This is a genomic window from uncultured Psychroserpens sp., assembly GCF_947503375.1.
Classification (GTDB): Bacteria; Bacteroidota; Bacteroidia; order Flavobacteriales; family Flavobacteriaceae; genus Psychroserpens.
Window position 1 is genome coordinate 1 of the sequence record NZ_CANNDQ010000013.1, and the last position, 20,407, is coordinate 20,407.

The window sequence follows — 20,407 nt, forward strand, 5'->3', positions numbered from 1 at the left end:
TTTTTAATCTAAAATCTAATCTTTACACCAATAATCATAAATAAACTAATAAATAATACTTTCTATGAAGACTTAAAAATACTATCCATTATTTTTTGCAGTCCTTTGAAGGAAAAATAAATAGCAAGAAAACATAAGATAATTGAGATTATTATTAATGGAATAAATAAAGGTTTTTCTTTATTACTTAGAGCAACATAAACTAATGATGGACCAATAAACATTAATACCAAAGCTATTCCCATAGTTTTAATGCCTTTGACCAGTAATTCCTTATTCGTTTTTCCTTTATTCTCCATTTTTTACATATTGGATAGCTTTTCTCACGTTTTGATACTTTTCTAATAACTTTAAGGCTTCTTGACTAGATATATTGAGTTCTTTCATTAGCATTTTTACACCTCTATCAACAAGTTTATTATTACTAAGTTGCATATCTACCATTTTATTACCTTTTACTTTTCCTAACTTAATCATTGTTGTTGTAGAAATCATATTAAGGACTAACTTTTGTGCAGTACCAGCTTTCATTCTTGAACTTCCTGTAACAAATTCAGGGCCAACAATTACTTCAATAGGAAATTGAGCTGCTTTAGAAAGAGGACTATTACGATTGCATGTAATACATCCAGTAAGGATATGATTTGAATTACATTTATTAAGTGCTGCAATAACATAGGGAGTAGTACCTGAAGCTGCAATACCAACAACGATATCTTGAGTAGAAACATTGAAATTTTTTAAATCCTCCCAACCTTGAGTAGTTGAATCTTCAGCAAACTCTACAGCTTTCCTTATCGCTGAGTCACCACCTGCAATTATACCAATTACTAATTCTTGTGAAACTCCAAATGTTGGCGGACATTCTGAAGCGTCTAAAATACCTAAACGACCACTTGTTCCAGCTCCAACGTAAAATAAACGACCACCAGACTCTAACTTAACTATTACTTCTTCAATTAATTTATTTATTTGTGGTAATGCTTTCTCTACAGCAAGAGGTACGGTTTTATCTTCAGAATTTATGTGATTAAGTATTTCATTAATACTCATTATTTCTAAATGATTATAATTTGAATCTTGTTCTGTAGTTTTGATAAAATCCATAATCTAAAATCTATAATTTATTATAAAAGTTACTGATATTCATGTTCTCTATTGAACAGTATAGATAAATTCATCAACTTCAGATAATCTAAAATAACCAAGCGGAAAGTTATCTGGATTTGTTTGATTTATACAATTACCTCTAACAGTTGCTGGTTGCGTTTCGAACGGACCACCTCCACCATCATCAGTTTGTTGAAGTAAGATAAACATAAATTCATAAAAACGCTCAGAAACACCATAATTCCTTATAATTACATTTTGACCTGGATTTAAATCTTCTTCAACATAAAAACCGAAAATTTCATTTCCATTTACAAATTCATCTTCGAAAGTATCAAGAGTAGGTAAGACAGGTAAGCTTGGAATAAATTCAAAGAAATAATAATTCTCTTCATCTACAGGGTCTGTAAAAAAGGCTTTTATTTCGGTTTCATCGCCTGTAAAGCCACCATCTAATTCCTGTTCTACACGGTCAATTTCACTAACAGACTTTAAAGTTTCAGTAGCAACGTAAGTCTCACCGTTATATATTACTGTTAAATTATAGGTTCTATTTATTTCAGGTTGAAACGTATTATTAATATATATTCCACTAGAGCCCTCTTCAAAAAAGTTATATGTATTATTATTTTCATCAGTGATAATTACTTGTGCATTATTTGCCGGAGGAATGTCATCTTCAAAAAATGGAGCAGTAAGACTTAGCTTTATGCTTTGCTCGTTTCCAAACGTACCTTTAAACCAATTGATAGAAGCATCAATAACTAATTTAGGTTCTGAAGTTGGAACTTCTAAATCTATAACATCTTCGCATGAATAAGCGAAAATTATAATCAATATGTATATTAATTTTTTCATTTTCAAAATTTAAAATTATAAGATACAGATGGAACAATTCCAAATATTGCTAGTCTAACAGCTTCATTTCTACTAGTGTCTCTATTTTGTCTAAAGCTTATAGAGGCTGCATTTCTTCTACTATAAACATTATATATACCAAAAACCCAATAACTTTGAAACCCTTTAACTTTATCTGGTTTTGGTGTATAATTGGCTGAAATGTCTAGGCGATGATAGGATGGAAGTCTAAATTCGTTTCTATTGGTATAGCTTGGTATTCGTATACCATTAAACTCATACTGACCATTTGGATAGGTAATTGGTTGACCAGTTTGGAATAAGAAATTTGCATTTAGTTTCCATTTCTTATGTAATTCGTAACTTCCTGTAAATGAAATATCATGAGTTTTATCAAATGGTGTGTTGTACCATTCTCCATTATTAATACCTGTTTCATTTGGAGAACGACCTTCGGTTTGTTGTTCTGATTTAGATAGTGTATAAGCCAACCAGCCTTTAAAACGACCTTCGTTCTTCTTTATTAAGAGCTCAAAACCATAGGCTCTAGCTCTTCCATTTAAAATGACTTGCTCAATGGCATCGTTTGCTATTAGGTCTGCACCATCTATGTAATCTATTCTATTTTTTACTTTTTTGTAAAAGGCTTCAGCTTCTAAAGAATACTTATTATTTTTAAAATTTCTAAAATAACCTATAGCAAATTGATCTAAAATTTGAGGCTTTACATATTTACCACTTGGAGTCCATACATCTAGAGGTGTTGGAGAACTGGTGTTTGATAGTAAGTGAAGGTATTGACTCATTCTATTATAGCTAGCTTTAATAGAAGATTCGTTATTAAGTTGATAAGCTAATGCTAATCGAGGTTCAAGGTTTCCAAAAGACTCTATGATGTCACTTCGCTTAAACTCATCAATTCCAATAGGTTTTGCTTTTTCATAAATTTGAATTTCATCATTAAATAGTACAGGGTTGTTGTTTTCATAACGATTCAATTCGTCTTGACCTAGTCTTAAAAAATTACTATACCTTAATCCGTAAGAAGCCGTTAATTTATCGGTTAACTTATGTTCTATATCTAAGTATATTGCGTTTTCTATGGCATACTTATCAATTAGTTTCTCTGGATTTATGCCTGAAGTACTTGTTGAAGGCTCGATCTCACCAGGATTGAATTTGTGATATATACTGTTTAATCCATATTGCAATTTAACTTTATCACTCAAGTAGTGTTTTAAGTCATATTTTATATTAAAATTTCTGATGCCAGAATTCCAATCAAATTCAACAAAATCAAGACTTAGTCCATAATAATAATCTGAATAAATCAACGAAAGGTTTGAAAATAACTTTTCAGAAAAAAGATGATTCCATCTGAAATTTAAAACCGTATTACCATAAGTGTTTTCAAAACTATCACTCAGGCTAAATACATCTCGTCCAAAATAACCTGAAAGATATATACTATTGTTTTTATTGAGTTTATAACTTAATTTGGTATTGAGGTCATAAAAATAAGCTACGTTATCAACATCAAAAAGCGGTAGAAACAAATGTGCGTAAGATGCTCTCCCTCCAAACAAAAAAGAGCCTTGTTTCTTTTTTATTGGTCCTTCTGCTAATAGTCTACTTGATACAATTCCTATGCCACCACTAGCATGAAATTCATTACTATTTCCTTCTTTTTGATAAATGTCAAGAACAGAAGATACACGGCCGCCATAACGAGCAGGAATACCACCTTTATATAAGCGTAAATCTTTTATTGCATCAGGATTAAATACAGAAAAGAATCCGAATAAGTGAGAGGAATTATATATTATAGCTTCATCTAAAAGAATCAAGTTTTGATCTGCTGCACCTCCTCTTACATTAAACCCAGAAGAACCTTCACCTGCGTTGGTAACACCTGGTAATAAAGTAATAGCCTTTATAACATCGGCTTCACCTAAAACAACAGGAATTTGTTTAATTGTATTAGCCGATAACGCATTCAAACTCATTTGAGGCTTTCTAATATTGAGCTTTTCTATATTCTCTTTAATAACGATTTCATCTAAAGTTTCTATAGCTTCTGATAAGTTAAAGTCTTTAGTCATGTTTTGCGTTAACTCTATGGTCTCAATGATGTCTTGAAAACCAAGATAGCTAACTACAATTTTATAAGTCCCTTCTGGTAAGGTGATGGAGTAGAAGCCATATTCATTAGTTATTGTGCCTGTTTGCTGTTCTGGAAAAAGTATGTTAACACCAATAAGTGTTTCGTTACTGTTCTTGTCAGCAATAACACCACTTAAGGTAAATTTTTCTTGCGCAAATGATAGAAATGGAAATAAAAGGCAAATAAAAAAAATAGAGTTGTAGGAAAATTTCATTCAGCGATTTTTAACAAAAATAATGATATGGTATTATTAGATTGAGACTTTAACAATTCTTTAGATTGTACCATCAAAACGGCAACTGATTAACATCAACATTGCCACCAGAAATGATAACACCTATGCTTTGATTTTTGAACGATTCTTTTTCTTTTTCAAGTGCGGCAAAAGCAACAGCACTAGATGGTTCAATTATAATCTTCATGCGTTCCCATATGAATTGCATGGCTTGAATAATCTCGTTTTCTGTAACTCTGATGATACGTGTGACATATTCTTGTATAATTGGAAAATTATAAGAGCCTAATTGAGTTCGTAAACCGTCGGCTATAGTGTTGGCTGTTACATTAGTTTCAATTTTTCCACTTATAAGAGAGCGATAGGCATCATCAGCTTCATAAGGTTCCCCTCCAATAACTTTACATTTATTTGAGAAATAAGTTGAAGCTAAAGCTGTTCCAGCTATTAAACCACCACCTCCTATAGGACAAAAAATATAATCCAAGTTAGGTTGTTCTAGCAATAATTCTAGGCCAGCTGTTCCTTGTCCTAAAATTACTTTTGGGTTGTTTGAAGGATGTATGAATTTTGCACCAGTTTTATTGGCAATATCGTCTGCAGTTTTCTGTCTAGCATCTATAGTTGGTTCGCATTCTATAACTTCGCCACCATATTCTAAGACGGCATTTTTTTTAACTTGTGGTGAGTTTGAAGGCATTATAATGTATGCGTTTACATTTAAACTTCTAGCGGCTAAAGATAATGCTTGCGCAAAATTACCTGAAGAATGTGTTACTACACCATTTTGTTTTTGAGTATCAGTAAGTTGCATGATAGCATTGGTTGCACCACGAATTTTATAGGCGCCAGCTTTTTGAAAGTTTTCACATTTAAAAAACACATCAGCACCTATACGTTTATTGATGAGCCTTGATGTCAATACTGGTGTATTATGAATATAAGGTTTAACTCTTGAATGGCATTCGATCAATTCTTTTTTAGTCATATAATATCTTTCTTTTTATTATATAATTGATAAAAAAAAGAGATCATTTATAATTTGATCTCTTTTAATAGTTATTTCAATATGCGATTAAATGTTTCACTTGGTCGCATAGCCTTGAATGTTAGTTCTTCATTTGGTTCATAATAACCACCAATATTCATTGGTTGACCTTGAACTGAGTTGAGTTCATCAACAATTTTTGCTTCATGTGCTTGTAAGTCTCTAAATAATTGCGAGAATTCATGTTTTAAATCTAAATCCTTAGTTTGATTAGCTAATGCTTCAGCCCAAAATAAGGCTAAATAAAAATGACTACCTCTATTATCGAGTTCGTTTACTTTTCTTGAAGGAGATTTTCCGTTAGCCAATAATTTTTCAGTAGCATCATCTAATGTTTCAGATAAGATAATCGCTTTTTCATTATTGTTTACATTTCCATAATGTTCTAAAGAAACGGCTAATGCTAAAAACTCACCTAAAGAATCCCAGCGTAAATGATTCTCCTGTGTAAATTGTTGTACATGTTTTGGAGCAGAACCGCCGGCTCCTGTTTCAAATAAACCGCCTCCATTCATTAGAGGAACAATAGAAAGCATCTTTGCACTAGTTCCTAATTCTAAAATAGGAAATAGATCTGTCAGGTAGTCACGTAATACGTTTCCTGTTACAGAAATAGTGTCTTTACCATTTTTAATTCTTTCTAAGGTAAACTCTGTAGCTTTAATTGGAGAAAGTATCCTAATATCTAATCCAGAGGTATCGTGATTTGATAAATACACATTTACTTTTTTAATTAGTTCAGTATCATGTGCTCTATTTTCATCTAACCAAAATACTGCAGGTGTTTGTGAGGCTCTTGCTCTAGTTACTGCTAGCTTTACCCAGTCTTGAATAGGAGCATCTTTAACTTGGCACATTCTCCAGATATCGCCTTCTTCAACATTATGTGAAGTAAGTACATTTCCATTTTCATCTACAACTTCAACACAACCATTAGCAGAAATTTCAAATGTTTTATCATGAGAACCATATTCTTCAGCTTTTTGAGCCATGAGGCCAACATTTGGAACCGTTCCCATAGTTGTTGGATCAAATGCACCATGTGTTTTACAAAAGTCAATTGTAGCTGTGTAGATACCAGCATAACTACTATCTGGAATTACGGCTTTTGTATCTTGTTGTTTGCCTTCAGCATTCCACATCTGTCCAGAAGTACGGATCATAGCTGGCATAGAAGCATCAATAATAACATCGCTTGGTACATGAAGGTTTGTGATTCCTTTGTCAGAGTTTACCATAGCAAGATCTGGTGCATTAGCAAAAGCTGTAGCTATATCTTCTTCAATTATTAAACGTTTAGCTTCAGGTAATTCGTTCAGTTTACTAACCAAGTTTCCAAAACCATTATTGACATCAACACCAATTTCTTCAAAAGTGTCACCATGCTTTTTAAATAACTCTCCAAAGAAGACGCGAACTGCATGACCAAATATAATTGGGTCAGAAACTTTCATCATCGTAGCTTTCATATGCAATGAAAACAAGACGCCTTTATCTTTTGCATCTTTAACTTGGGTATGTAAAAACTCTAATAGAGCTTTTTTACTCATTACAGAGGCATCAATAATCTCTCCTTTTAATAAGTTAAGTTCATCTTTTAGTATGTTTTTACTACCTGAATTATCGGTATGAACGATTTTTACTTTCGTTTGGTCCGAAAGTGTAACGGATATTTCGTTATTCGCAAAATCACCGTGTGACATTGTTGCTACATGACTTTTTGAATCTGAAGACCAAGCTCCCATAGCGTGTGGGTTTTTCTTAGCGAAATTCTTTACAGCCTTCGGAGCACGACGATCAGAATTTCCCTCACGGAGTACAGGGTTTACTGCGCTACCTTTAATTTTATCATAGCGTACTTTTATTTGCTTTTCTTCAGTACTTTTAGGTTCGTCGGGATAGTTAGGTAATTTGTAACCCTTGGCTTGTAATTCTTTTATTGCTGCTTTTAATTGAGGTACAGAAGCACTGATATTAGGTAATTTTATAATGTTTGCTTGTGGTAATTTTGCAAGATCTCCTAATTCTTTCAAGGCGTCTGATACACGCTGAGACTCTGTTAAAAATTCGGGGAAGTTGGCTAAAATTCGTCCTGCGAGTGAAATATCTCGAGTCTCTATACATATTCCAGAAGATTCTGTAAATGATTTTATAATTGGTAGTAACGAATGTGTTGCTAACGCTGGCGCTTCGTCTGTTTTAGTATAGATAATTGTAGGAGTATTTGCCATATATGTATTGAATTAATATTAACGTGGATTGCTTAATTTTTAGCTGTGCAAATATACAAAAAACTAGCAGTTAATAAAGGCGATGATGCTTTCCATGAAAAATCTTCAAGTAATTTTTATATCGAAATATTTTAAAAGACCAAGTGCATTTTCTTTTGAAAAGCTGGCTTGTTTTATCTTATTATTCTCAGGGTTTATGAAAACATTGCGAGAAGTTCTAAAATCTACCTTTTCAATTGTAGAATTATCAAAAATGGTATGTGATAAATCACAGTTTCTAAAAATTGAAGCTGTTAAATCTGAATTAGAGAAATCCGTTTTTTCTAATCTACAATTATCGAAAGTGGTCTCTCGAATTTTTAAATTAAAAAATGATGCTAAATTTAATTGGCATGTTTTAAACTGAAAAGCCATTAAAAGTGCATTACATTCATGAAATGGAAAGCCTAAAAGCTTACAATTATCAAAACTAACATTATTAAACACAGTATTTTTTGATTTAACCATGCTAAAGTTACAATCAATAAACGTACACTCTATAAAAATGATATTGGAGATATATGAGTCTGAAAAGTTACAGCTTTTGAAGGTGCAGTTATCGTATTCTGCTTTTGGAAGGTGGTTTTTTGAGTAGTTGTTGTCTAAAAATCTTTGATCATTTATGAGTGGAAGTGTCATGACAATATATAATTTTCATAAATGTAATAAAAACAAAAGCCATATCACTGTAGCAAACTACTTTGACATGGCTTTTTTGAAATAGCTATACATGACCTATTTAACATTGCTGCTAACATGGAGGTTACTGAACATAAATTCAAACATCTCTTTTCAGTTCAAGCTTCACTAAATCATGAAACGTTTCATAACTTTCAAAATGTATTGACCTGTTATTACTTGGTTTCGTTTTAATTGTCTTTCTTGATGTTTTTTTCATTATCGTTTCACTTGCGTGTTGGATATGTCCAAAACATTGCTCATCCTTTTCACAGTCACTTTCGGTCATGTTACTTTTTCAAAGCTTTCCACTTATAAATAATTGGCTGCATAAACATCTAATTATTTATAAAGCTTCATGATTTTCTCGTCTAACACGCATACACATGCGACTCCAAAACCTCAAAAGACAATAAATAAAGAACGTTACTTTATTACAAATTAACACAAATTCAAAAATAAATTCAAAACCAAACTAGGTTTGTTGTTAATTGTTTAGCTAATGTATGCTTTTGTTTGAGATTTCCAAATTTTTACACGCGTTAGATATTCACATTTTATAAACTATTGTTATTAACAAAAGTTGATAACTACAATGAAAAAAGCCCTGACATTGTCAAGGCTTTATAAACTATATAAGTTTAGAACTTATTTTCTAACTTCTTTGATTCTTGCTTTCTTACCAGTTAAGCCTCTGAAGTAGTAGATTCTTGCACGTCTTACTTTTCCTTTTTTATTGACTTCAATTTTTTGAAGTGCAGGTAAGTTGATTGGGAAAATACGCTCTACACCAATGGTTCCAGACATTTTTCTAATGGTAAATGTTTCTGAACTTCCAGACCCTTTACGTTGTAATACTACACCTTTAAAGTACTGTGTACGTGTTTTATTTCCTTCTTTAATTTCGTAATACACTGTAATGGTATCACCAGCCCCAAATTCTGGAAAATCTTTTCTTGTTACAAATTCGTCTTGTACAAATTTTACTAAAGAACTCATCTTTTTATATTTAAAATGGTTTTTTTAAATCAACATTCACGATTTTCGCCAGAGGTTAATCCAAAAGTGGGTGCAAAGATAGTTAATAATTGATAATGCACAATTATAAATTAAAATTTTTTAGTCATTCAATAAATCTGGTCGACGTTCTTTTGTTCGTTTATAAGCCTGTGCTTCACGCCATTTTTCAATCTCGGGAAAATTACCGCTAAACAAGACTTCTGGAACTTTCATGCCATCGTATTCTCTTGGTTTAGTATATATAGGAGGAGCTAATAGACCGTCTTGGAATGAATCGGTTAGTGCAGAAGTTTCATTTCCCAATACACCAGGTATTAATCGTATTATTGCATCACATAGTACTGCAGCACCTAATTCACCACCTGAAAGCACATAATCTCCAATAGAGATTTCACGAGTGATGAATTTATCACGTACACGTTGATCTACACCTTTATAGTGGCCACATAGAATAATGATATTCTTTTTTAACGAAATTTGATTTGCTATACTTTGATTTAATCGTTCACCATCTGGTGTCATATATATAATGTCATCATAGTGACGTTCACTTTGCAGCTTTGTGATACATTTATCTATAGGTTCAATCATCATTACCATACCTGCTCCACCTCCGTATTGTGTGTCATCTATGGCTTTGTAACCACCAGTTGCATAGTTGCGTAAATTATGAAAATGAACACTTACTAAATTGGCTTCAATAGCACGTTTTAGAATAGAAGCTTCGAAAGGGCTTTTTAGTAATTCTGGTAGAACGGTAATAATATCTATACGCATAATGTTGTTTGAAAGTGCAAAGATAGGTTAATTAACTTTTTCCAATATTGATTAAAATACGATATAAATATCGAGTCATATAGAGAGTATTTGCTAACCCATAACTTAGGCACTGTAATATTTGTGTTTGAGATTATCAAAGTTAGTTTTCAAACTCATTACTCCAAAAAAAGTGTAAATCTGTATCTTTAGCAAAACCTAAACGTTGGTATAGATGTTGCGCAGGATTATCAAAAGCCGTTTGAATGGCCAAACCTTTGTTGTTTTCGTTTTTACATAATTGTTTCGCTTTATCAATTAAAGCTTCCCCAATACCTTGTTTCCTATAGTTTTGATGTACGTATAAATCATTTAGTAGATACATAGATTGCATTGATACTGAAGATAGTAATGGGTAAAGTTGCGTAAAACCTACGGCATTATTTTGCAGATAGGTCATATAAATAATAGAATCGTTCTTTAGCATACGTTCTTTTAAAAACTGTTTTGAATGCTTTAAATCTGAAGACTGTTTGTAAAACACTCGATAGCTGTCAAATAGCTCGGTTAACGCGTCTAAATCTGATAATGTTGCTTGTATAATGGTCATAAAAAAAAATCTGTAACCGAAATTACAGATTTTTATTTAATATGTTTTGATACAAACTAGGCGTTTTTTTGCTTATTGATTTCATCTTGTAATTGACGTCTCACTTTTTGTTCACGTTCTAAAGCTACTCGTCTGTGCTCTTCAAACTCTTCCTCTGTTTCTGCTAATGATTTTTTAGCTTGTTTGGTTATGGCATTACTATTCTTAAACTTATATACAAATAACAAAAACAATGCAGTTAATACACCAATGATACTCCATAAAATCAAACTGTAATTAGGCTTGGTAATTTGCATGCCAAATAATTGCATGCTATCTTTTTCAGCAATGGTGTTATTTAATTCTATTTCAGTGTTTGATAAGTTTTCTTTTAAGCCTTCAATTTCTTTAGCTTGTTTAGCTACAATTGCTTGTGTATCATCGAGCTCTTTATGAACAGCATTTAATGAATCAATCGTATGTGCTTTTAATGTATATAACCATGTTTTTTTTACAGTTTTATATTCTTGCCAGCTATTTGAGCGGCGAATTACATATTCAAATTGATTATCAATGGTACCACTGTTTAATGATAGCTTTTCTGTTTCGTTTGTGTCCTGAGCATTTGCTTTTAGAAAGCATACAGTGAATAATGAAAGTAATAGGGTTTTAAATAATTTCATTTTGGTTAGTATAATTAGTTGTGTGATTATAAGGGAACAATATAATAAATTTATGAAGATTTATTTCATTTAAAATTAAACAATTAGCCTCACAAAATGTGAGGCTAATGTATATACGATTGAAAAAAAAATTTAGATGTTTTGACAATTAATAATAGGTGAAACGTCTTACTTTGGCAATGTATTTTGCCAACCTAATCACTTGGTGGCTATAGCCATATTCATTATCATACCATATGTATAAAATAGCGTTTTTCCCATTTGACCTCACTATTGTAGCTTTACTGTCATATATTGAAGGTGCAGAGCTACCAACAATATCACTAGATACCAATTCGTCGCTCATTTCATATTTAATTTGCTCTACTAGATCACCTTCTAAAGCATATTTCTTCATGATGGTATTCATAGCGTCGATCGAAGTTACTTTTTCTAATTCCAAATTTAAAATGGCAAGAGAACCATTAGGAACAGGAACACGAATTGCGTTAGAAGTCAACTTGCCTTCAAATGAAGGTAAAGCTTTGGTAACAGCACTTCCAGCTCCGGTTTCAGTGATAACCATATTTAAACCTGCTGCGCGGCCACGTCTGTATTTTTTATGGAAGTTGTCTACTAAGTTTTGATCGTTAGTGTAAGCATGAATCGTTTCTAAATGCCCACTAACTACACCATATGTGTCTTCAATAGCTTTAAGTATTGGAGTAATAGCGTTTGTTGTGCAAGAAGCAGCTGAGAAAATATCTACTTTATCAGGATTGTTCTCTAAATGATTAACACCATGTACAATGTTTGGAACACCTTTACCTGGAGCTGTTAATAACACTTTGTCAACACCTTTTGACTTTAAATGCCTGCTTAATGCTTCTTTATCTCTAAAAGCACCAGTGTTATCTATCACTAAGGCATCTTTGATGTCATAAGTAGTATAGTCAATATCTTCAGGTGCATTAGCAGAAATAATATTTACGGTAGTACCATTAATAATTAAAGCATTATTTTCTGCATCTGCAATTACAGTTCCTGAGAAATCACCATGTACAGAATCGTTTCTTAGTAAAGAAGCTCTTTTTTCTAAAACGGTTTGGTCAATTGCACCACGAGTAACAATAGCTCTTAAACGTAGTTGGCTACCCTTTCCAGTTCTAGTCATTAATTCTCTAGCAACTAATCGACCTATTCTACCAAAACCATAAAGTATAACATCTTTAGGTTGAATGGTTTTGTTTTTTTTAGCATCTTTTAATTTGTCAGCAACAAAACCTGTAGCATTACTATACTTTTGGTCTTCTAGGTGAAACTCGTATGTAAGTTTTCCTATATCTAACTTTGCTGGTGGAAGGTCTAAAGTTTTGATTGCTTGAGCAATTTCCACAGAATCGAAAATAGATATGGGCTTCTGTACAAACTCTCCAGCGTATTCATGAAGATTTAAAATTTCGCTTACATTTCGATCTATCAACTGATTTCTAAAAAGTACTAGTTCGATAGATTTATCATACCATAGGTCGCTAACAATTTTAATAAATTCTACTGTTGCTCTTCTGCGATCGGCTTGAAATGCCAGTTCGTTTTCATAAGTTCCGTTCAAACTCATTGTTTTAAATTTAGTGTGTTGTTGTGTTTTGTTTTAAAGCTAGATACATAAATAAATAATTACCTCGCTGTTTCAGTTTGCAAAAGTAATATATTTCAAACGTTTTCGTAACGTTTTTATAAAAAATAAAAAACCCTCTAGAAGTGCTTATTTCTAAAGGGTTTTGAGTAAAAAATTTCGGTGTATTATCTAAAAATAAATTGTTCTCGTTTACCTTCTGTATTAATAAGACCTATTTTACTTAAATATTTTTGAGGATTACTACCAAGCTTTCTTTTCAAAATGGTTATATCTTCTATGTTTTTAATCTTGATATCATTGATGTCTGTGATAATATAATTAGATGTAATACCTAATTCTTTGAATAGCCATTCGTTATTATTTCGCTTTACTTGTACGCCATAACTTATATCATTCTTAAGTTTATCATCATTTGAAAGATTTTTCAATTCCATATCCATAAAATCTACCGTCAGAATATCTGTTTTTGATAACGTTACAGGTATGTTCTTAAGTTTGTCATTTCTTATAAGTTCAACATTAACTACATCATTTGGGCGTTTGGTTTTTAAATATCCGCTTAGATCTGAAAATTTAGAAATTTCAATATTGTCTATTTTCTTGATAATGTCACCACTCATAATACCAGCTTTTTCAGCTCCAGATTTTTCAGTAACATCTACAACGTAAACACCTTTGATTTCATTAAGGCCTTTTTCAATAGCTTCTTTTGAATTCTTATTCAATAAAGAGACGCCTAGGATTCCGTTTTGTACATTCCCAAACTCCATGATATCTTCAATTACTTTTCTAGCGATGTTGCTAGGCACCGCAAAAGAATATCCTATGTATGAGCCAGTTTGAGAAGTAATTGCTGTATTGATTCCTACTAATTCTCCATTCGTATTAACCAATGCACCACCTGAGTTGCCTGGATTTACTGCAGCATCAGTTTGTATAAATGATTGTGCATTTATACCAGACAGATCTCTAGCTTTAGCACTTATAATTCCAGCAGTTACCGTTGAAGTTAAATTAAATGGGTTCCCTACTGCTAAAACCCACTCACCAATTTGTGCAGCATCAGAGTCACCAAATGTGATATAGGGTAAATCATCTTCAGCTTCAACTTTTAACAGTGCTATATCTGTCTTTTCATCTGTACCTATAAGTTCAGCGTCATAGATCTTATTATCATTAAGTGTTATTGAGATTTCATTTGAACCCGCAATAACATGGTTGTTTGTAATTATATAACCGTCTGGAGAGACAATAACACCACTACCTGTACCTACTTGAGCTCTTTTAGATTGTTGTCTGCCAAAGAATAAATCCTGCAAAGTCACCGGACCAGAAACAAGCGATGTGTTTTTAACATGCACAACAGCATTAACTGTTTTTTCGGCAGCTTCAACAAAATCTGTTTTAGCAATCTCAGCTAAATTTGTGTTTGTGAGCTTGTAATTAGTTGGAACAAAAAAGGGTTGTTTGGCATTGGTTTCTAATGCAACAGTTGTTTCGTTTTCAATAAAAAGTTTGTAGGTAGAGAGTGTTATAATTCCACCTAATACTGAAACAAATACTAAAGTCAGAATTTTTTTCATGTTGTAAATTATTTTATTATTAGGTAACGTTTAAAATTAATTAATTATTGATTTTAAAGTTTAATTTTAACGATTTTTAACGACAGTTTTAACGCGTATTTAACAGCATAAATATCGTATCATTATCCCTATATTTGCATCACATATGCAACATACTTTTTATAAATATCAAGGAACAGGAAACGATTTTGTAATCATTGATAATCGTCAACTTAATTTCGACAAAAATGATACCAAACGTATAGCTTTTATATGTGACAGACGTTTTGGCATAGGAGCAGATGGTCTCATTCTTCTAGAGCATCATGAAACTGTAGATTTTAAAATGGTCTATTTCAATGCTGATGGAAATGAGAGTTCTATGTGTGGTAATGGTGGAAGGTGTATAACGGCTTTTGCAAACTACTTGGGGATTATAAAAAAAATGACTCTTTTTGAAGCTATTGATGGTTTGCATGAAGCTGCTATTGAAAATAATACGGTGAGTTTGAAAATGCAGGATGTATCTACTATTGAAGCACATGAAAGTCATGTGTTTTTGGATACTGGTTCTCCTCACCATGTACAGCTAGAACAAGATTTGAGCACTATAAATATAAAATCAGAAGGTAAAGCTATTAGATATGGCAAACCTTATAATCAAGTAGGAAGCAATGTGAATTTTGTTGTAAAGAACTCGAATGACAATTTTTCAGTTAGAACCTATGAACGAGGTGTTGAAGATGAAACATTATCTTGTGGTACAGGCGTTACTGCGGTTGCATTAGCAATGCATTATATTGGTGAAACAGAGAAGAATCATGTAATATTAAAAACTCAAGGAGGTGATTTAAAGGTAACCTTCGATAGACATGACAATGGTTATAAAAACATTTGGTTAATTGGCCCAGCAATTCAAGTTTTTAAAGGAAGTATATCATGGTAAATCTCAAAGGGAAACATATCTATTTGCGCGCTTTAGAACCAGAAGATTTAGAATTTATTCATGAGATTGAGAATAATCAAAAGATTTGGGAAATAAGCAATACAATAACACCTTACTCTAAGTTTTTAATTAAGCAATATTTAGAGAATGCACATCAGGATATTTATGAAGCCAAACAGTTGCGATTGGTAATTTGCGATATTGAAGATGAAGCTTTAGGCTTGGTTGATCTTTTTGATTTTGACTTTAAAAATAAAAGAGCTGGTATTGGGATTTTGATTAAAGACGAAATAAACAGACAAAGAGGTTACGGACAAGAAGCTTTAAAACTATTAATGCATTACTGTAATAGTCATCTAGATTTACACCAATTGTATTGTAATATTTCTGAAGACAATACCATAAGTCTAAAATTATTTGAAAGCTTAGGTTTTATCACTGTGGGTATTAAGAAAGAGTGGAATTATGTTAACGGGTTGTATAAAAATGAATATTTATTACAACGAATTTTGAATTAATTATGTATATCAAAAAAATACTTTGGGTAATAGCACTTATAGGATTAGTAGTAGCAGCTTATTTTGCTTACTACATATATAGTGCTATGTTTAAGCCTAATACAGCTTTTAATAATGAAGAAGCATACATTTATGTACCGACAAACGCAAACTATAACGGCGTAAGAGCACAATTAGAACCACTTTTAATTGATATAAAAAAGTTTGATGCCTTGGCGCAGCAAAAACAATATACAACAAATTTAAAAGCTGGAAAGTTTGTTATAAAGAAGGGAATGAGTAACAATGATATTATCAATTCTATAAGAAGTGGTAATCTACCTATAAAACTTTCATTTAATAATCAAGAAAGTCTTGAAAAACTTGCAGGACGTGTGAGTCAACAAATTGAAGCAGATAGTTTGTCTTTATTGCATGCAATGACTGATACAAAATTTCTTCAAGCTAATGGGTTTTCTGATAAGACGGCTTTAGGGATGTATATCCCAAACAGTTATGAAGTGTTCTGGAATACTTCAGGTGAAACTTTTAGGACTCGAATGCTAAAAGAATACAATCGTTTTTGGAATTCTGAAAGAAGTGCAAAAGCAAAAACTATTGGTTTATCAAGAGATGAAGTGATGGCGTTAGCTTCAATTGTGTATGAAGAATCTAAACAGCCTAGTGAACAACCTAGAATTGCTGGAGTCTATATGAATCGAATTAAAATTAAGATGCCTTTGCAGGCAGATCCAACATTGAAATTTGCTGCCTACCAATTACCAAAGTATAAAAATACAGTTATAAAACGGGTGTTGAATGTTCATAAAGAAATCGAATCACCATACAATACCTACAAATATGCTGGATTACCTCCAGGATTGATTGCAATGCCAGATATTTCGGCAATTGATGCTGTTTTAAATTATGAGAAGCACAAATACTTATATTTCGCGGCAGACGCAAAAAAACCTGGGTTTCACAAATTTGCTAAAACTTTAGCGCAGCACAATGTGAATGCTAGAGCATATCAAAATTATTTATCCTCACAAGGGATTAGAAGGTAATGAATAAGCATAGGATACACGTAATTGGCTTATTATTGGTTTCTGTTTGTTCATTTTCTCAATCAAAATTAGATGCTTTCTTGACGCCAAGCGACACATTGAATGTCTCTCGCAGAAATGCAGTAATATTAACAGAAGCTTCATTAGCTACCATGACATTAATTGGATTAAATCAATTATGGTATGCAGATTATGAGCGATCAAAGTTTAAGACCATTAATGATGCAGATGAATGGTTACAAATGGATAAATTAGGTCATGTATTCTCTGCTTACCAACTAGGTAAAGTTGGTGCCAATACACTTAATTGGAGCGGTGTTAAGAAAAAGGATCAATTGGTTTATGGTGCAACACTCGGTTTTACATTTTTAACTGCTGTTGAGTTATTAGATGGGTATAGTGAAGAGTGGGGTTTTTCATGGTCTGATATGGCTGCTAATGCTACAGGAACAGGATTGTACGTTGGACAAGAATTGTTATGGAACGAACAACGTATGACCTTAAAATATTCCTTTCATCAAACCAAATATGCTTCACAACGACCAGACAAACTAGGAGATGGCTTTTTGGAAGAAATGCTAAAAGATTATAATGGTCAAACCTATTGGTTGAGTGCTAATGTAAAATCCTTTTTTAAATCAAGTAAGCTTCCAAACTGGTTTAATGTTGCTTTTGGCTATGGAGCTGAGGGCATGCTAACAGGAAGAAATGAAACCGTTGATAACTTATTTATAAATCAAAATAGACAGCGTCAATTTTATCTAAGTTTAGACGTAGATTTGTCAAGAATTAAAACAAATTCTCATTTTTTGAAATCGTTGTTTGACGTTTTTAATACGATTAAAGTACCATTTCCAACGTTGGAGTTCAACGATAAAAATGGCTTTAAGCTCCATTACATCTACTTTTAACAACACTTTAACAGCTTATTTTCAGTATTTTAAAAAAAGGCGTATATTTGCACGCTGAATTTGTAAGGTCAAATAGGGGACATTAAAGCCTTACATAAAGTTAGCTATTATGAATAAAAAAGTAAGTAATTATTTTGCTATCCCTCTAGCTATTTGTAGTGCCCTTTTTATGGCACTAAAACCGAGCCCAAATCTAGATGTTGAAATGTATTCAACCGATGGATTAGAATTAAACTACACTGTTAAGCACGATTTAGCTTTTAACTCTGATAGTTCAGAGCACCAACTGGCAAATCCTTTTCAGACACAACATACTTATTTTCCATATTTAGGGAAATCTTATAATGGATTTAAGGAAGCTATTGCTTTTAAGGAATCAAGAGGTGATTATTTTACAGTAAATACGTTAGGTTATTTAGGTAAATATCAATTTGGTGCTGAAACTTTGAAGATGATTGGGATTTATAATCCTAATCAATTTTTGTACAATCCTGAATTACAAGAAAAAGCTTTTTTAGCTAATGCAGAGCGTAATAAATGGATCTTAAGAAAAGATATACAGCGTTTTACTGGAAAGAAAATCAATGGGATTATAGTAACAGAATCAGGTATTCTCGCTGCTGCACATTTGGCAGGACCAGGAAGCGTTAAAAAGTTTTTGAGAAGTTATGGTAGTAATAACTTTTCTGATGCTTACGGAACAACTGTTAAGCATTATATGAAAAAGTTCTCTGGTTATGATACGTCATCTATATTACCAGATAAAAGAGCAAAAGCAGTATTGTAATCAAAATACAACCCAATTAAAAAATCCTTGAATAGTCAAGGATTTTTTAATTTAAATTGAGTCGCTTCCATCATCTAGAAAATCTTCAATGGCATCTTTTTCAACGAGTGTTACTGCTTTTTGTAGCATTAGATTGTTTGGGTAGGTCACTAAATCGCCATTGTCAAGCCTTAAATGCAATTGAAAAGCTCTAATGTCTTCTATGATTGCTTTAACTGGAAAATCCTTATCATGTATTTCGATTTTATCTCCAACTTTATACGGAAAATTAAAGAACATGATAATGCCAGAGGTTACATTACTCAATATAGACCAAATGGCAAATAATGCAATTCCAATAACTGCAAAAACAGAAGAGAATAGTAAAGTCAGTTCTTTTAACTCGGCGCCAAAAACAAAAGCTTCAATAATTAATGCCACAACGAAAAGTGTTACTGAAATATAACGACAGATCAGTTGGATACGTGCATCATTGATATTGCTTTTTCGGCCTATTTTCTTCACAAGAGTATTAGAAATAAGTCTTACCAAAAGCAAAAAAGCTAAAACGAAGCCTGTGGTTATTAATTCGGTTTGATAAGTTTCAAAAAACATAGATGGCTAATTGATGTATTAATTACACATACAAAGATACACTTCATATAATAATTATGTTATTCTAACTCTAGTACTTCTCGTAATTTTTCGTCTGAATTGTTATTTTTTGACCAATATGCAGAATTAATTGTTTTCAATCTAGTTGCTTTAGTAGTCAAAACTTTAGCGTTAGTACCATAGCCATCTTTATAAGTTTCTTCCCAACTTGAAATGTGATATGGAAATGCTGATTCATAATTGATAACAAGCGTTCTATTAAGCTCAGGATAAGTAATCGTGTATGTACTATCTATGAGTTCAGCTGTAGCTTTGTAGGCTTTTAATTGAACGTGTTTCAGTCTGATAAATTCGAAAGAAGGAATTATATCTATTTTACCGGTGGGTAATGATTTTGGATCTATTCGTAATTGAATCCACAGTTCGTTTTCTAAGATAACCTTATCTAAATTAAAATCTTGGTCTGCTTCATTCTCAAAATAAGAATACGTATTTATTTCAAATTTATCTCTATTATTGAGTTGCGTATAAACATGACCACACCATTCTTGAACTGAACATGTAACTTTAAGTGCATGTTGATTGTTAACAACAGGAAAAAATGTGGATTGCATTATAGAGTAAGGGTAAATACCAGTATTGAAGTTTTTAGTTGTATTAAGTTTTAGAACTGGAATATTAGCTTTATTATAATTGTCAGCCTTAACCTGTTTTTCTGGTAGAAAGTCTTCGGTAACAAATACCAGAACGGCGTTACCATTACGCAATTCGCCATAGCGTGCCTGTTCAAGTTTGTATGATGTTATTTCCGCTTTTCCAGCATACCAATAATCTTTGAAAGTTATTGATGGCTCAAAAGCATTATTCTTAGAAATGTTTTCGATTTTAGTTTCTAAATTAGTTGTGTTTAATGCTTGTGGAGAAGCTTCTTTTTTACAAGAAAAGAATGAAACTAGACAAATTAATATGATTAATACAGTAAGCTTTAAAGGAGATAAGGTGGTCATAAGATGT

At 32.2% G+C, this 20,407-nt stretch carries 20 protein-coding genes; 5 read left to right on the forward strand and 15 right to left on the reverse strand.

Annotated features, from left to right (window positions below; translation table 11 throughout):
• Positions 1-62 precede the first annotated feature (62 nt).
• The 13 genes from Q0876_RS15060 to Q0876_RS15120 form a co-directional block, all read right to left on the reverse strand.
• Positions 63-299 carry a DUF6095 family protein gene (locus Q0876_RS15060; protein WP_299229509.1) on the reverse strand — a complete coding sequence of 79 codons (237 nt, stop codon included), beginning with the start codon at positions 297-299 and terminating at the stop codon, positions 63-65.
• Complete coding sequence (gene murQ, locus Q0876_RS15065) at positions 289-1,107, reverse strand: N-acetylmuramic acid 6-phosphate etherase (protein ID WP_299229511.1); 819 nt, start codon at positions 1,105-1,107, stop codon at positions 289-291. The genes Q0876_RS15060 and murQ overlap by 11 nt, the downstream gene beginning before the upstream one ends.
• A gap of 48 nt (positions 1,108-1,155) precedes the next feature.
• Complete coding sequence (locus tag Q0876_RS15070; RefSeq protein WP_299229514.1) at positions 1,156-1,968, reverse strand: DUF4249 domain-containing protein; 813 nt, start codon at positions 1,966-1,968, stop codon at positions 1,156-1,158.
• A gap of 2 nt (positions 1,969-1,970) precedes the next feature.
• Positions 1,971-4,346: a TonB-dependent receptor gene (locus Q0876_RS15075; protein WP_299229517.1), complete on the reverse strand. Its 2,376-nt coding sequence runs from the start codon at positions 4,344-4,346 to the stop codon at positions 1,971-1,973.
• Positions 4,347-4,419: 73 nt separating this feature from the next.
• Complete coding sequence (locus Q0876_RS15080) at positions 4,420-5,355, reverse strand: threonine/serine dehydratase (protein WP_299229520.1); 936 nt, start codon at positions 5,353-5,355, stop codon at positions 4,420-4,422.
• A gap of 71 nt (positions 5,356-5,426) precedes the next feature.
• Positions 5,427-7,646, reverse strand: coding sequence for an NADP-dependent isocitrate dehydrogenase (locus tag Q0876_RS15085; protein ID WP_299229523.1), 2,220 nt, complete (start codon positions 7,644-7,646; stop codon positions 5,427-5,429).
• 105 nt (positions 7,647-7,751) lie between these two features.
• Positions 7,752-8,324 (reverse strand): pentapeptide repeat-containing protein, encoded by a 573-nt coding sequence (locus Q0876_RS15090; protein ID WP_299229526.1) that lies wholly within the window; start codon positions 8,322-8,324, stop codon positions 7,752-7,754.
• 687 nt (positions 8,325-9,011) lie between these two features.
• Positions 9,012-9,362 (reverse strand): 50S ribosomal protein L19, encoded by a 351-nt coding sequence (gene rplS, locus Q0876_RS15095; protein WP_299229529.1) that lies wholly within the window; start codon positions 9,360-9,362, stop codon positions 9,012-9,014.
• 120 nt (positions 9,363-9,482) lie between these two features.
• Positions 9,483-10,160, reverse strand: a complete 678-nt coding sequence (trmD, locus tag Q0876_RS15100) for a tRNA (guanosine(37)-N1)-methyltransferase TrmD (protein ID WP_299229533.1) — start codon at positions 10,158-10,160, stop codon at positions 9,483-9,485.
• Between the two features lie 142 nt (positions 10,161-10,302).
• Entirely contained in the window at positions 10,303-10,749 is a 447-nt protein-coding gene (locus tag Q0876_RS15105) for a GNAT family N-acetyltransferase (protein ID WP_299229536.1), read from the reverse strand.
• A 56-nt stretch (positions 10,750-10,805) separates the two neighbouring features.
• Positions 10,806-11,411, reverse strand: coding sequence for a tRNA (guanine-N1)-methyltransferase (locus Q0876_RS15110; protein ID WP_299229539.1), 606 nt, complete (start codon positions 11,409-11,411; stop codon positions 10,806-10,808).
• Positions 11,412-11,559: 148 nt separating this feature from the next.
• The gene (locus Q0876_RS15115; RefSeq protein WP_299229542.1) at positions 11,560-13,008 is read right to left on the reverse strand and encodes a glyceraldehyde-3-phosphate dehydrogenase; all 1,449 of its coding nucleotides are present in this window, start codon (positions 13,006-13,008) and stop codon (positions 11,560-11,562) included.
• 185 nt (positions 13,009-13,193) lie between these two features.
• On the reverse strand, positions 13,194-14,612 hold the full coding sequence (locus tag Q0876_RS15120) for a trypsin-like peptidase domain-containing protein (protein ID WP_299229546.1): 1,419 nt from the start codon (positions 14,610-14,612) through the stop codon (positions 13,194-13,196).
• 145 nt (positions 14,613-14,757) lie between these two features.
• Here Q0876_RS15120 and dapF point away from each other — a divergent pair, with 145 nt between their 5' ends.
• The 5 genes from dapF to Q0876_RS15145 all read left to right on the forward strand — a co-directional run bounded on the left by dapF (position 14,758) and on the right by Q0876_RS15145 (position 18,799).
• A complete protein-coding gene (dapF, locus tag Q0876_RS15125) occupies positions 14,758-15,537 on the forward strand; it encodes a diaminopimelate epimerase (protein ID WP_299229549.1) in 780 nt (259 codons plus the stop codon).
• The gene (locus tag Q0876_RS15130; protein ID WP_299229552.1) at positions 15,531-16,055 is read left to right on the forward strand and encodes a GNAT family N-acetyltransferase; all 525 of its coding nucleotides are present in this window, start codon (positions 15,531-15,533) and stop codon (positions 16,053-16,055) included. The genes dapF and Q0876_RS15130 overlap by 7 nt, the downstream gene beginning before the upstream one ends.
• A 2-nt stretch (positions 16,056-16,057) precedes the next feature.
• A complete protein-coding gene (gene mltG / locus Q0876_RS15135) occupies positions 16,058-17,101 on the forward strand; it encodes an endolytic transglycosylase MltG (RefSeq protein ID WP_299229555.1) in 1,044 nt (347 codons plus the stop codon).
• Complete coding sequence (locus tag Q0876_RS15140; RefSeq protein ID WP_299229558.1) at positions 17,101-18,012, forward strand: DUF2279 domain-containing protein; 912 nt, start codon at positions 17,101-17,103, stop codon at positions 18,010-18,012. The genes mltG and Q0876_RS15140 overlap by 1 nt, the downstream gene beginning before the upstream one ends.
• A 109-nt stretch (positions 18,013-18,121) precedes the next feature.
• Complete coding sequence (locus tag Q0876_RS15145) at positions 18,122-18,799, forward strand: peptidoglycan-binding protein LysM (protein WP_299229561.1); 678 nt, start codon at positions 18,122-18,124, stop codon at positions 18,797-18,799.
• A 51-nt stretch (positions 18,800-18,850) separates the two neighbouring features.
• Here the strand turns inward: Q0876_RS15145 and Q0876_RS15150 are convergent, their stop codons facing one another.
• Entirely contained in the window at positions 18,851-19,393 is a 543-nt protein-coding gene (locus Q0876_RS15150) for a mechanosensitive ion channel domain-containing protein (protein WP_299229564.1), read from the reverse strand.
• Positions 19,394-19,452: 59 nt separating this feature from the next.
• Positions 19,453-20,400 carry a septum formation inhibitor Maf gene (locus Q0876_RS15155; protein WP_299229567.1) on the reverse strand — a complete coding sequence of 316 codons (948 nt, stop codon included), beginning with the start codon at positions 20,398-20,400 and terminating at the stop codon, positions 19,453-19,455.
• Positions 20,401-20,407 lie beyond the last annotated feature (7 nt).